The 14,210-nt window shown below is 71.4% G+C and carries 10 protein-coding genes; 3 read left to right on the top strand and 7 right to left on the bottom strand.

Features of this window, described 5'->3' with window-relative positions; genetic code table 11:
• The first annotated feature begins 95 nt into the window (after positions 1 to 95).
• The 3 genes from VXM69_RS36680 to VXM69_RS36670 all read left to right on the top strand — a co-directional run bounded on the left by VXM69_RS36680 (position 96) and on the right by VXM69_RS36670 (position 5,823).
• A complete protein-coding gene (locus VXM69_RS36680) occupies positions 96 to 2,987 on the top strand; it encodes a winged helix-turn-helix domain-containing protein (protein ID WP_367190787.1) in 2,892 nt (963 codons plus the stop codon).
• A 186-nt stretch (positions 2,988 to 3,173) separates the two neighbouring features.
• Entirely contained in the window at positions 3,174 to 5,054 is a 1,881-nt protein-coding gene (locus tag VXM69_RS36675; RefSeq protein ID WP_367190786.1) for an amidohydrolase, read from the top strand.
• Positions 5,055 to 5,148: 94 nt separating this feature from the next.
• On the top strand, positions 5,149 to 5,823 hold the full coding sequence (locus VXM69_RS36670; RefSeq protein ID WP_034192057.1) for a hypothetical protein: 675 nt from the start codon (positions 5,149 to 5,151) through the stop codon (positions 5,821 to 5,823).
• 70 nt (positions 5,824 to 5,893) lie between these two features.
• Here VXM69_RS36670 and VXM69_RS36665 read toward each other — a convergent pair whose 3' ends face one another.
• From VXM69_RS36665 to VXM69_RS36635, 7 genes are all read right to left on the bottom strand, one after another.
• On the bottom strand, positions 5,894 to 7,006 hold the full coding sequence (locus VXM69_RS36665; RefSeq protein ID WP_367190785.1) for an alkene reductase: 1,113 nt from the start codon (positions 7,004 to 7,006) through the stop codon (positions 5,894 to 5,896).
• A gap of 99 nt (positions 7,007 to 7,105) precedes the next feature.
• The gene (locus VXM69_RS36660) at positions 7,106 to 8,323 is read right to left on the bottom strand and encodes an MFS transporter (protein ID WP_367190784.1); all 1,218 of its coding nucleotides are present in this window, start codon (positions 8,321 to 8,323) and stop codon (positions 7,106 to 7,108) included.
• Positions 8,324 to 8,464: 141 nt separating this feature from the next.
• Positions 8,465 to 9,382 (bottom strand): LysR family transcriptional regulator, encoded by a 918-nt coding sequence (locus VXM69_RS36655; RefSeq protein ID WP_367190783.1) that lies wholly within the window; start codon positions 9,380 to 9,382, stop codon positions 8,465 to 8,467.
• Between the two features lie 69 nt (positions 9,383 to 9,451).
• Positions 9,452 to 11,713, bottom strand: a complete 2,262-nt coding sequence (locus tag VXM69_RS36650; RefSeq protein WP_367190782.1) for a molybdopterin cofactor-binding domain-containing protein — start codon at positions 11,711 to 11,713, stop codon at positions 9,452 to 9,454.
• Positions 11,713 to 12,213, bottom strand: a complete 501-nt coding sequence (locus VXM69_RS36645; protein ID WP_034192062.1) for a (2Fe-2S)-binding protein — start codon at positions 12,211 to 12,213, stop codon at positions 11,713 to 11,715. The genes VXM69_RS36650 and VXM69_RS36645 overlap by 1 nt, the downstream gene beginning before the upstream one ends.
• Entirely contained in the window at positions 12,210 to 13,490 is a 1,281-nt protein-coding gene (locus VXM69_RS36640; protein WP_301741708.1) for a cytochrome c, read from the bottom strand. The genes VXM69_RS36645 and VXM69_RS36640 overlap by 4 nt, the downstream gene beginning before the upstream one ends.
• Before the next feature lie 336 nt (positions 13,491 to 13,826).
• Complete coding sequence (locus tag VXM69_RS36635) at positions 13,827 to 14,099, bottom strand: UBP-type zinc finger domain-containing protein (RefSeq protein WP_034192064.1); 273 nt, start codon at positions 14,097 to 14,099, stop codon at positions 13,827 to 13,829.
• Positions 14,100 to 14,210: the final 111 nt, after the last annotated feature.

Genomic DNA, 14,210 nt, shown 5'->3' with positions numbered 1-14,210 from the left:
TTCGTCCGGCGCGCCCAGCGCGCCGGACGCGGACTTCCTGCCCGGTGAGCTGCCGCGTTCACCGGGCTGTCATCCCGAGGTACCCGGAGGCGGCCATGATCCAGATCGGAACGTTGTCGGTGGATTTCGAGCAGCGCGACATACGCAGCCAGGGCGCGTCGCTGCGCATCGGCGCGCGTGCGCTCGACATTCTGGAGGTCCTGCATCGCGCGGGCGGTTCGGTCGTGTCGAAAGACGACATCATGGACGCGGTCTGGCCGGGCCTGATCGTGGAGGAGAACCGCCTTCAGGTGCATGTGGCGACGCTGCGCAAGGCGCTCGGCGCGAGTCGCGACCTGATCAAGACGGTCCCCGGCCGCGGTTATCTGCTGGTGGCGGGCGCGGCGCACGCGCCGGCGGCCGAGCCGCCGCCCGCCGCGGCGGCACCCGACGCAGGGGCGGCCGCGGCGTCCTTGCCGGCCCGCCTGATCGGGCGCGAGGCCGACATCGCGCAGATCGTCGACATGCTCGACGGGACGGCGGTCGTCACGCTCGTCGGCGCCGGCGGCATCGGCAAGACGAGTCTCGCCGCGCGGGTCGCGCACGACGTCCGCAGCCGGTCGCGCGAGCGTGTCCTGTTCGTCGAGCTGGCGCGCACGTCGACGCGCGGCGACGTGCTCGCCGCGCTCGCCGCCGGGCTCGGGATCGCGCCCGGCGTCGACACGTACCGGGCGCCCGCCGTCGAGCGCATCGGCGAAGCGCTTGCCGATGCGCGCTGCCTGCTCGTGCTCGACAACGCCGAACATATCGTCGACGTGGTCGCGGATCTCGCCGACACGCTGACCGCGGGCGCGGGTTCGCTGCGGGTGCTGGCGACCAGCCGCGAGCCGCTGCATATTTCGGCCGAAGCCGTGGTGCGTGTGAGCCCGCTCGCGGTGCCGGACAGCGGCGCGGCGGACGACGCGATCGTCCGCAGTCCGGCGGTCGAACTGTTTCTGGAACGGGTGCGCGCGGCCGCGCCCGATTGCCGGATCGACGCCGCCGGCATGCGGCTGATCGCCGACATCTGCCGGCGCCTCGACGGGCTGCCGCTCGCGATCGAACTGGCGGCCGCGCGGGTGGCGACGCTCGGCCTCGCGGTCGTCGCGTCGCGCCTCGACGACCGCCTGAACCTGCTGACGGGCGGGCTGCGGTCGGCGCTGCCGCGTCACCAGACGCTGCGCGCGACGTTCGACTGGAGCTACGTGCTGCTGGAGCCGGCGGCACGCGCACTGTTTCGGCGCATGGGGTGCTTCGTCGGCCCGTTCACGTTCGATGCGGCGCGCGCCGTCGCGGCCGAGCCCGGTTCGTCGGCCGCCGACATGATCGCCGTGCTCGGCGAACTGGTCGCGAAATCGCTCGTGACGGTCGAATTCCACGGCGCTTCCGCGCGCTACCGGCTGACCGAATCGACACGCGCGTATGCGCTCGAAAAACTCCGCAACGAGGGCGAGTTCGACCTCGTCGCCGAACGCCACGCGCACTACGAACGCACGCAAGCGCAAGCCCACGTGCCGGCCGCGTCGCCGGCGGCGGTCGCGGTGAGTCCGCCGGCCGCCGGCGAGCCGGCGGGCACCGCGCCGGACGTGGCCGGGCCGGACGCGCTGGCGCGCGCGCTGCTCGAGCCGGCGCGGATGCGCGAAAGTACCGTGCAGGCGCGACGGATGCTCGGCGACATCGACGCCGGGACGGCCGGGCCGGTCGATGCGGGCGGCGAGATGCGGCTGCGCTCGGCGTATGCGTCCGCGCTGCTGCACACGGACGGCGACGCGCTCGCCGCCGCCGCGATGTGGGACCGGACGCTCGACCTCGCGGCGCGCGCCGGCGACGACGCGTACGACGCGCGCGCGTTGATGGGGCTGTGGCACACGATGCTGGCGCTGTCCGACATTCACGAATCGCTGCGCTACGCGACGCGCTTCGAGCGGGCCGCCGAGCGGCGCGGCGACCGCGCGCAGTGCCTGCTGGCGAACGCGATGGTCGCGACGTCGCTGCATTACTTCGGCGAGCACGCGCAGGCGCGCGAGCGGCTCGAGGCCGCGACGGCCGAACTGGCCGGCGCGGGCGAGCCGCCGTGCGCGCAGGCGGCGCTGGGTGTCGACATGGCGACGTTCGGCGGCACGATGCTCACGCGGCTCGCGTGGCTGCAGGGCGACCCCGAGCACGCGATGCGGCTGGCCGCGCAAGCGGTGGAGGGCGCGCGCCGCGGCCCGTCGGCCCTGGCGCTGTGCTTCGTGCTCGGCACGGCTGCCGTGCCGATCGCCATGCGCTACGGCGACCACGACGCGACGACCGACTATCTCGCGACGCTGCGATCGGTATCCGACACGCACGGGTTCGACATCTGGCGTACCCATGCGGAATGCCTGACGGGACAGTTCGATATTCAGACCGGCCATCCGGGCGCGGGGCTCGCGCGACTCGAACCCGCGTTGCGGCGCCTCGAGGCAAGCGGCTTCCGGCGCCTGCTCGCGCCATTGACCGCCGCGCATGCGGAAGGACTCGCGCGCACCGGCCGCGCGGCCGAGGCGCGCACCCGGCTCGACGCGACGCTCGCGCGCTGCCGCGCGCACGGCGAACATCTGTTCGTGCCCGAACTGCTGCGCGTCAGGGGCGTGGCGACGCTCGAACAGGCGCGCACCGCCACCGCGAGTCTCGCGGCGGCATACGAAGCGGACGGCCATCGTCATCTGCAGCTGGCCATCCAGACCGCGAACGCGCAGGGCGCCGCGATGTGGGCGCTGCGCAGCACGCTCGATCTCGCCGATCACCTGATCGAGCGCGGACGTACCGGGCAGGCATCGACGCTGGTCGCGGGCCTCACGCGGCACTTCGATCCGCATTCGCGCGCGAACGACGTGCGCCGCTTGCTGCGCGTGCAGAATTTCGTCCGCCCCGACGCGATGCCCGCGGCAAGCCGGGCGCGCGTGCGGCGCGATGCCGTCGACGCGGCGCAGCCGGTGGCATGACGATGCGCGAGAACGGCAGGGCGGACAGGCCGCGCACGCACACGGCACGCAACGGCGCATTCGACGGGGGCGCGGCGCCCGCGTGCCGGCATACGGACGCGCGACGTCGGGCTCGCCGCGTGCCGCCGGACGGCATGCCGGGGGGCGGCCGCCGCGCGCCCGCCGAGCCGCTCGGGAGGGCGCAGGGTGCTTAGGGCCGTGGACTCCGCACGTGCGGCGGACCTCGTCGTCTTCAACGGCAAGATCGCGACCCAGGACGACACGCGTTCGTTCGTCAGCGCGATCGCGGTCGCGAGCGGGCGCATCGTCGCGACCGGCAGCGATCGCGACGTGTTGCGTCACGCGGGTGCCGGCACGACCCGCATCGACCTGAACGGGCGCACCGCGATCCCCGGCCTGAACGACGCGCATCTGGGCGCGATCGGCGGCGGCCTGAGCTTCAACATGGAATTGCGCTGGGACGGCGTGACGTCGCTCGCCGATGCGCTCGACCTGCTGCGCCGCCAGGTGCAGCGCACGCCCGCGCCGCAGTGGGCGCGCGTCGCGGCGGGCTGGACCGCCTTCCAGTTCGCGGAAAAGCGCGGCCCGACGGTGGCCGAACTGAACGCGATCGCGCCCGATACGCCGGTGTTCATCCAGCATCTGGACGACAGCGCGTGGCTGAATGCGGCCGCGGTGCGCGCGCTCGGCTACGGGCGCGACACGCCCGATCCGCCCGGCGGCGAGTTTCGGCGCGACCGCCACGGGCGGCCGACCGGCCTGCTGCTGGCACGCCCGGACCCGGCCGTGCTGCAGGCGGCGCTCGCGCAAGGCCCGACGCTCGGCGGCGGCGACCGGCTGAATTCCACGCGGCAGCTCTTGCATGCGCTGAATCGCGTCGGCGTGACGAGCGTGATCGATGCCGGCGGCGACGGGCTGGCCTATCCGGACGACTACGCGGCGATCGTCGAGCTCGCGCGGCGCGGCGAACTGACGGCGCGCATCGCCTACAGTGTCGGCGCGCAACGCGCGGGACGGGAGCTCGACGACTTCGCGCAGTGGATCGCGCAGATGACGCCCGGCGGCGGCGACGCGTTCCTGCGCACGAACGGCGCGGGTGCGCGGCTCGTATTCTCGGCCGTGGATCTGGGCAATTTCCTCGACCTGCGCCGCGATCTGCCGGCGTCGCTCGAAGCCGAACTCGCCCCGGTCGTCCGGCTGCTCGTGCGTCACCGCTGGCCGTTCCGCCTGCATGCGATCCACGACGAGTCGATCGGCCGCTTCCTGGACGTGTTCGAGGCCGTCGACCGCGAGACGCCGTTCGACGGGCTGCGCTGGTGCTTCGACCGTTGCGAGCGGATCGCGGACGCGAACATCGCGCGGATCGCGGCGCTGGGCGGCGGCGTGACGATTCAGCCGCGGATGGCGTTCCAGGGCGAGGCCTTCGTGGCCCGCTACGGCGCCGGCGCCGCCACGCGCGCGCCGCCAATCCGCGCGATGCTGGACGCCGGCCTGCCGGTCGGCGCGGGGACCGGCGCGACGTGCGCGGCGAGCTACAACCCGTTCGTGGCGCTGTACTGGATGGTATCGGGACGTACCGTCGGCGGCACCGCGCTCTATCCGGCGCGCAACCGGCTCGGCCGGATGGAGGCGCTGCGCCGCTTTACGGTGGGCAGTGCATGGTTCTCGAACGAAGACGCGTGCAAGGGCGCGCTGATGCCCGGCCAGTACGCGGATTTCGCGGTGCTCACCGACGATTACTTCACGATCGATGCGCCGCGCATCCCGTCGCTTGCGTCGGTGCTGACGGTCGTCGACGGCCGGATCGTGCATGCGGATGCGGAATTCCTGTCGCTCGCGCCGCCGCCGCTGCCGGTCAGCCCGGGATGGTCGCCGGTGGCCGGAGCCGCGGCGGGCAGCCGCGACCGTACGGGGGCGGCGGGCTGCGGCGAAGCGTGCGCCGACGTCGGCGCGGATGCGTGCCGCGCACGCGGCGCCGCGCGGCGCTTCGCGCGGTCGCGTTATCCGGCGGCGTCCGGCGCGGTCGATCGCTGCGCGGCGTTTGGGCGCCGCTGCGTCGTTTTCTAGCCTGCGCGTGCCGGTGCGCAGGAAACGCCGACGCGCAGGCGCCGCGCGAAACGATCGTTTTTCGGCCCCCGGCGCGGGGCCTGGAGGAGGCAGGATGAAGGTTGCGCGTACGCGCGCTCAGGCAGCGGGCGACGAAGTGGCGGGCGTCGGCATTCCGCGCACGCCGGTTGCGATCGAGGCGGCCGATGCGGCACGCGCCGCGTTGCCGGCCGCGCTCGCCGATCATGCCGGACGCGTGTTCGTTCTCGCGTCGCTCGCCGCGCGTCGCGCGGGCGAACCGTGCGACGCCGATGCGCTGTTCGTGGCCGCGATGTACGCCAACATGGGGTTGAGTTACGCGTACTGCCGTTCGACCGCGCGATACGAAGTCGACGGCGCGGATGCGGCGCGCGCGCTGCTGCTTCGGCATCGCCGGCCGCGGCGCATGCGCGACGACGTGTGGTATGCGATCGCGCTGCATACCACGCCGGGCGTGGCCGCCCGCGTATCGCCGCTCTCGCGCGCGCTGGCGGCGGCCGTCTCGACGGACCTGATGGCAACCGATTTCGACGCGTACACGCTGCAGGAGCGCGACGCGCTGCTCGCCGCTTACCCGCGCGACGGCGGTTTCGCGGAAGCCTTCCTCGAAGCGGTCGCGCGCGGCGTCGAACATCGGGCGCCGTCGACGTTCGGCACATGGAGCGCGGACGTGCTCGAACGCTTCGATCCGGAATTTTACCGGCCGAATTTCTGCGGGCGCGTGCTCGGCGCGCGCTGGAACGACGGTTGACGGCGGGCGGCCGGCGCCGCGCCGGCCGCCTGCGCGGGCCGCGGTGCGGGCGCGGCGGCCGATACGCCGCTCATGCGTGCGCGCCTGCCGCGTCGTACCGTGCGTAATCGACATATCCGGCGCGATCGCCGCCGTACCAGCCGGCCGCTTTCGGCTCGGCGAGCGGTGCGCGCGCGGCAATGCGTTCGACGAGATCCGGATTCGCGATGTAGGCACGCGCGAACGCGACGAGATCGGCGTCGCCCGCGTCGATCAGCGCCTGCGCGGCATCGGGCGCAATGCCGCCGTTGACGATCAACGTGCCGCCGAACGACTGGCGCGCATGCTCGACGATCCGCGGCAGGTCGGGCTCGCCGCTCCAGCCGTTGGTGTCGGCCGCGTGCAGATAGGCCACGCCGGCTTCGTCGAGCATGCGGCCGACGTAGGCCAGCGTCGCATCCGGGTCGGCATCGCGCACGTTGTTGTACTTCGCGTACGGCGAGATGCGCACGCCGACACGCGCGAGCGGCATCACGCCGCCGACCGCCGCGACGATTTCCTCCAGAAAGCGCGCGCGGTTCGCGACCGACCCGCCGTAGCGATCGTCGCGGCGGTTCAGCGTCGACGACAGGAACTGGTGCGGCAGATAACCGTTCGCCGCATGGATCTCGACGCCGTCGAAGCCGGCCGCCATCGCACGCGCCGCCGCGCGGCGGAATTCGTCCACGGCGTCGACGACCTCGGCGGTCGTCATCGCGCGCGACGGCGTCGCGTGAATCTTCGTGTAATAGCCGTTCTGCAACTGCGCCCAGACCTGCAACTGTTCGAGATCGTCGTTGACGCCGGACGGCGACAACGGCGCGGCACCGCCGAGCAGCGTCAGCGAGCTGACCCGGCCGCCGTGCCACAGCTGCGCGAAGATGAGTCCGCCGTTCGCATGGACCGCGTCGGTGATCTTTTTCCAGCCGGCGGCCTGCGCGTCGTCGACGAGCCCCGGCGTCAGCTCGAATGCCGCGGACGCGGCGCTGACGTTGGTCGCCTCGGTCACGATCAGGCCGGCGGACGCGCGCTGCGCGTAGTACTCGGCCATCAGTTCGGTCGGCAGGCCGCGCGACGGCGCGCGCGAGCGCGTCATCGGGCCCATCACGACGCGGTTGGGCAGCGCGAGGCCGCGCAGGTCGTACGGAGCGAGCAGGGAAGACATGAGGACTCCTTCATGGGTGAGGATGGGCGCGGTCAGGACCGCGCGGCAACGATGCCGTGTGACAGGCCGACCGCGCGGTGCCGCGCCGTCGGCGGCGGTTCACGCGTGTGCGTGACGTCGCGCGTGCGGGCGGCCGATCGCGACGTAGTGGGCGAGCGCGACGAGCGGGAACGCCGCCGCGACGGCCGCGACGAGCGGCCAGCCGCCGTGCTCGTACAGCGGGCTCGCGAGCGCGGAGCCGGCCGCGCCGCCGACGAAGATGCTCGTCATGTAGAGCGCGTTCAGCCGGTTGCGGCTCGCCGCGTGCAGTGCGTAGATCTCGCGCTGGCCGAGCACCATGTTCATCTGCACCGCGAAGTCGAGCACGATGCCGGTGACGACGAGGCCGTACACGCCGGCGCCGTGAACCGGCGCGCTCGCATACGCCAGCGTGCCGGCGACCAGCGCGATCAGCGTGGCGCGCACGGTGTGGCCGGCATCCGCGAGACGGCCCGCGACGGGCGCCGACGTCGCGCCGATCGCGCCGACGAGCGCGAACAGGCCGATCGCGGATTGCGACAGTCCGTAGTGACGCGTCAGTTCGACCGGCACGGCGGTCCAGAACAGACTGAACGACGCGAACATCAGGCCTTGGTAGAACGCGCGATGGCGCAGCACCGGCATCGTGCGCACGAGATGCAGCAGCGAGCCGATCAGCGCGAAATAGGTGGCGCGATGGTCGGGCTGGCGTGACGGAATCGTCAGCGCGAGCACGGCCGTGACGAGCGTCATCACCACGGCGGCGCCCGCGAACACGACACGCCAGCCGAACGCGTCGGCCACGATGCTCGACAGCGGCCGGGCGAGCAGGATGCCGAGCAGCAGCCCGCTCATGATCGTGCCGACGACGCGGCCGCGCGAGTGGTCCGGTGCCAGATGCGCGGCGAGCGGCACGAGGATTTGCACCGCCACCGAGCTGAAGCCGATCAGCAGCGAGACCGCGAGGAACAGCCCCGGCGTGCGGACGACCGCGGCGGCCGCGAGGCTCGCGATCGACACGACGGCCGTGACGATCATCAGCTTGCGGTTTTCGAGCAGATCGCCGAGCGGCACGATGAAGAACAGCCCGAACGCATAGCCGATCTGCGTCAGCGACACGATCAGGCTCGCCGTGCCGCTCGACATGTGCAGGCCGGGGGCGATGAGTTCGGTGATCGGTTGCGCGTAGTACAGGTTCGCGACGATCGCGCCGCAACTGAACGCGAACAGCAGGATGAGCGCCTGCGTGAGCTTGACCGCGGGCGCGGGCGAGGCGAGCGGGGGGGTATCCGTTGACATGGTCGGCTCCGGGAAGGAAACAGGGCGGCGACGTAACCGGCCGCGATACCGTGAATGCTATTGACCGGGCGGCCGGCGCGGAATGGGTCCGGCACGCAATCGAGCATTGCGTGCCGCGCAAAGGTGCCGGAACGCGTGCGTTCAGCCGCGCTGGCCCTGCAGCGTCGGAATCTGCGCGAACAGGCCGGCCAGCCAGTCGAAGAACACCTTGAGCTTGACCGGGACGTGCCGGTTGGGCGGATACAGCACCGAGATCGGGCGCGGCGGCGCGTTGAAGTCGGTCAGCACTTCGCGCAGCCGGCCCGACTGCAGGTACGGCTCGACCAGGTACAGCGACGTCTTGATCAGCCCGATGCCCGCGACGCCGCACGCGATGTAGTTGTCCGCATCGTTGACCGCGACCGTGCCGCACATCTGCATGACGCGCGGCTCGCCGTCGACGACGTAGTCCCACGGGCGCGGCCGCCCGGTGTCGGCCGAGATGTGGCTGACCGCGACGTGCTGCGCGAGATCGTCGACGGTGGCGGGCTCGCCGAACTGCGCGAGATAGGCGGGCGACGCGCACGTGCAGGTGGTCAGGCTGCCGATCCGCCGGGCGATCATCCCCGAATCGTCGAGCGCGCCGATGCGCACCACGCAGTCGACGCCTTCGCCGACGAGATCGATCTGGCGATCGGTTACGCCGAGTTCGATCATGATGCCCGGATGGGCGGCGAGAAACGCCGGCAGCGCGGGCACCATGATCTGCTTGGCCATGGCCGGCGGCAGGTTCACCTTCAGCCGGCCGCGCGGCACGTTGCGGGCCTGTGATACCGAGGCCTCCATGTCGTCGATCTCGCGGAGCACCGCGACCGAGCGTTCGTAGTACGCCTGGCCGTCCTCGGTCAGCGAGATCCGGCGCGTGGTGCGGTTCAGCAGCCGGCAGCCGAGATGCTGCTCGAGCCCGCTCAGCAGGGCGGACACGCGCGGCGTCGTGAGGCCGGTGGTGTCGGATGCGCGCGTGAAGCTGCCGGTTTCGACGATGCGCGTGAAGACGCGCATCGAAAGCAAGGTGTCCATCGTCGGGGTTCTCCAGCCTGTCGGCTTGCGGCGCCGGGGCGTGCCGGCGCTGTGTCGTTGATCGGGCCGTCAGGCGTCGATGCGCTTGCGCAGCGCGTCGCCGGCAAACGGCATTTCCCGCAGGCGCTGGCCGGTCGCGTCGAAGATCGCGTTGGCCAGTGCGCCGGCGGTCGGCCCCATCGACGCCTCGGCCGCGCCGAGAAACGGCGCGCCGGGACGATTGACCAGATGAACCTTCACGCTTTGCGGCGCGGCCGAAAAGCGCAGGATCGGGTAGCTGCTCCAGTCGAAGCTGCGGATGCGCTCGGTGTCGTACTTCAGCGCCTCGTACAGCGTCCAGCTCGCGGCCTGCACGATGCCGCCCTCGATCTGGTTGCGGATGCCGTCCGGCGATACGATCTGGCCTGCATCGACGGCCGCTTCCGCGTGTTCGAGCGTCACCTGGCCCGTTTCCGGGACGACCGACACCTCGACCGCGATCGCGACGTATGCCATCAGGTTCTTGTACTTGCCGAACGCGAAGCCGACGCCGCGATTGCGCGCACGCGGCGGCCTGGGCCAGCCGAAGTGCTTCGCGGCGAGCTGGATCACTTGTCGCGCGCGATGGTCTTCCATGTGACGAAGCCGGAATTCGACCGGATCGACGCCGGCCGCGTGCGCGAGTTCGTCCATGAAGCTTTCGATCGCCCAGACATTGGTGTGCGCGCCGAGCGAACGCATCGCGGACGTCTGCAGCGGCATCGTCGGCGAGAAATTGTTGACGATGTGCTGGTTCGGCAGCGCATACAGCGGGATCGCGTTGCGGTCGCCGCCGCCCTCCGGTTGCAGCATCGGCGTCGACGGCGCCGGCACGAACGGCGGCTCGAGCATGCGCGCGGGCAGCAGCCGGCCCGCGTTGACGATCCGTTCGTTGTGCGAGCTGCTCCACAACGCATAGTTCCAGTCGACGATGCGGCCGCCCGCATCGAGCGATGCACTGACCTCCGTCACCATCGCCGGCGTGAAGTGGTCCCACGTGTGTTCCTGTTCGCGCATCCATTGCACGCGAATCGGCTTGCCCGGCATCGCGGCCGCGATCAGCGCGGCGTGCGCCGCCGCGTCGTCCGCGCCGTTGTGCCCGTAGCAGCCGGACCCTTCGGTGTGAATGCAGCGCACGCTCGCCTTCGGCATCGACAGCATCTCGGCGAGTGCGTCGCGCAGCGGATAGACGCCCTGCGAGTGGGTCCACACCGTCATCATCCCGTTATCGAGATGCGCGACCGAACACGACGGTCCGATCGACCCGTGCATCAGGTAATTCTTGAGGAACGTCGCGTTCAGCGTCTTCACGGCCGGCGCGGTTGGCGCATGCGTGTTCGCGATTTCGATGCGCTGCGTCGAAATCCGTTTGAGCTCCTGATGGACGGTGCCGCGCTCGGGCAGCTGGCGGCCCGGCGACCAGCGGCAGGCGGCCGCGAGCGCGCGCTGCGCGACCACCGCCTGCCACTCGCCCTGTGCAACCACCGCAAGCATGCTGCCGTTGCGCACGATGCGCACGACGCCGGGCAGCTTCAGGATCGCGGCTTCGTCGAACGACAGCAGCTTCGCGTCGTACACCGGCGGCATCACGACGCGCGTATGCAGCATGCCGGGCAACTGCATGTCCTGCACGTAGCTGATGCCGCCCGTGACCTTGTTTGGTATGTCGACGCGCGGCAGCGACGTGCCGATCACGGCGAACGTCGCCGGGTTCTTCAGCGGCGACGTGGGGGTCGCGTTGCGGTGCAGGTCGACCGTGCGGATCGCGTCGCCGTAGGTCATCGTGCGGCCGTCGGGCGCCTTGATCACCGCGTCGGCGGTCGTCAGCGCGCGCGGATCGACGCCGAAGCGTTTCGCGGCGCCTTCCACCAGCAGCGCGCGCACCTGCGCGGTCGCGTTCAGCAGCGCGGAACCGCTGTCGGCCATGGTATGGCTGCCGGCGGTCAGTCCTTCGTCCGGCGACGCGCCGGTGTCGGCCGTCAGGAACGTGATCAGCGACGGCTTCATGTCGAGTTCCTCGGCGGCCACCTGCAGCAGCGCGGTGCGCACGCCGGTGCCGAGCTCGACCTTGCCGGTAAACACGGTGACCTTGCCGTCGGGCGCGATCTTGACCCACGCGTCGAGCAGCGGATTGGTCTTCAGGCTGCCGGCGAGCGCCTGGGTGGCTTTCGCCACGTGGACGGCCGCGCCTTCGTCGGCGATCACCAACTGCGCGGCCGCGCGCGACGCGGGTGCGAGACTGAACGCGACGAACAGCGCGCCGGAGACGATGAAGTGCCGGCGGCCTTCGTCGATGTCGTCGTGGGAATTCATCACAGCCCCTTGCTGATCGTGACGGGAGCGGACGCGGGTTCGGGGGCCGGCAGCCCCGCGACCGAGCGCACCGCCGCGAGAATCCGCATGTGCGTGCCGCAGCGGCACAGGTTCGGTTCCATGTGCGTGCGCAGTTCCTGTTCGGTCGGCTTCGGATTGCGTTCGAGCAGCGCCTGCGCGCGCATGATCATCCCGGCGATGCAGTAGCCGCACTGCGCGGCCTGGTGCTCGATGAACGCGCGTTGCAGCGGGCCCGGATGCTCGGCGGTGCCGAGGCTTTCGATGGTGCGCACGCCGCGCGCGCCGACCGCGGCCACCGGCATCAGGCACGAGAAGGTCGGCTTGCCGTCGACGATCACGGTGCAGGCGCCGCATTGTCCGAGGCCGCAGCCGAATTTCGCGCCGTGCAGGTGCAGGTCGTTGCGCAACGCGTACAGCAGCGGCGTGGACGGATCGATGTCCAGCGTGTGCCGCACGCCGTTGACGGTGAGGGTAATCATCGTGCGGTGTCCTCTTTTCTGAGCTTCGCGGCCATCGCGTCGACGCCCGGCCAGGCGGGACGGTCGGTATAGGTCTCGCGCACGTACGCGGCGAGATCGGCGATCTGCGCGTCGTCGTACTGGTCGATGAACGACGGCATGTAGTTCAGCGTGTCCTCGCCGTGCCAGCCGATCCCGTTGAACATCATCTGGATCGCGTTGCGCGGCGTATCGGCGTTGACGGCCGTGCTGAACGCGAGCGTCGGCCGTTCGCCGATCGACTGCATCGGCGCGGCCGGCCCGTGACACTGCGCGCACGACGCCTGGAACAGTACCGCGCCGCGCCGCCCGGCCGGCGTCGTCGCGGCGCGTTCGACCGGGTTCGCGGCCGCGCGCGCATTCGCCGGCTTCTGGATCGACAGGATGTACGCGGCGATCGCCTCCACGTCCTCCACCGGCACCGTCGCGAGGTCGCGCGTGACCGGCAGCATCGGCCCGGCCGCCGCGCCATGCTCGCTCGCGCGGCCGGTACGCAGGTAGGTGACGAGCTGCGCCTGCGTCCACGGCCGTGCGGCCTGGCCGAGCGCATTGAGCGGCGGCGCTTCCCAGCCGTCGACGATACCGCCGTCGAACGCGCGGCCGCGCTGCTCGCCGCCGATCGCGTTCAGCGGCGAATGGCACGACGCGCAGTGGCCGAGCCCGTCGACGAGCATCCTGCCGCGATTCCATTGCGCGGACTGCGCGGGGTCCGGTCGATACGCGCCCTCGCGCAAGAACAGCACGTTCCAGAACGCGACCAGCGGCCGGAAGTTCAGCGGAAATATCAGGTCGTTCGCGGGCGCCGTCGCACGTACCGGCTCACGCGTCATCAGGTACGCGTACGCGGCGGCGATGTCGTCGTCCGACATCCGCGTGAAATGAATGTACGGAAACGCCGGGTACAGCGGCTGGCCGTTGCGTCCGATGCCGGTGCGCAACGCACGGGCGAATGCGTCGCGCGACCAGCGGCCGATCCCCGTTTCGGCATCCGGCGTGATGTTGGTCGCATAGATCGTGCCGAACGGCGTCGCGAGCGGCAGCCCGCCCGCGAACGGCTTGCCGTCCTTCGCGGTGTGGCACACGATGCAGTCGCCGAGCGCGACGACGCGCGCGCCGGCGCGCACCAGCTGTGGATCGAACGAAGCGGGGGCGGGCGGATCGATCGGCGCGATCGACGGCCGCACCATGATGCCGATCGCGACCGCGATGCCCGCGATCGCCACGCCGGCCGCGCCGAACCAGAGTCGTTTGTGCTTCATGCGCGCTCCACGCGACGCGGTGCGCCGCAAGCGATGCGGTGCGCGGCAACGCCGGACGATGCGGGTCGGCCGTGCGCGGCCGCCCGATGCGGCCGCGACCGGGTTGCGGCGCGGCGGTGATTGGCGACGGGGATCATGGTGTCACTCCAGCAGTCGATAACGGGCGCAAGCGCCGTCCTGCGCGGCAGCTCATGAACGCAGTCTACGCAGAGGCCGCGACCATTGCCTTAAGCGGCGCTGAAACGTTCTGAACGGTGTCCGGCCCAGGCTCGGCCGGGATGCGGCGCGCGGGGCGGATGACGGGCGCGCCGTGGCGCGGCGGCCCCGCGCGCCGCGTCATGACGGAACCTCGCCGGCGACGACTTCGTCCGCGTAGCACCAGATCCAGCGCTCGCCGGGCTCGATCGAGCGGACGAGCCGGTGGCCGGTTTCACGGAAATGCCGGCTCGCGTGGCGATTCGGCGACGAGTCGCAGCAGCCGACGTGCCCGCAGATCAGGCACATCCGCAAATGCACCCAGCGGCTGCCCGATCGGACGCATGCCTCACAGTCGTCCTTGTCGGTGTCGAACACGCGTGCTTCGTCGAGATGCGTACAGGCGTTGGCCATCTTGCGCTCCGATGCCGGCGCGGGAGCGACGCTTGCGGCGCGGCCGGCACGAGGCCGCAAGCGGGAGGGGATGCGGCATTGTGCAGCGTCGCGTCGCGGCCGGACCTTAAT

The organism is Burkholderia sp. Ed8, assembly GCF_040761425.1.
In the GTDB taxonomy this organism is placed as follows: domain Bacteria; phylum Pseudomonadota; class Gammaproteobacteria; order Burkholderiales; family Burkholderiaceae; genus Burkholderia; species Burkholderia seminalis.
The sequence above is the reverse complement of the archived record's forward strand: the minus strand, read 5'-3'. Positions and strand labels throughout refer to the sequence as shown.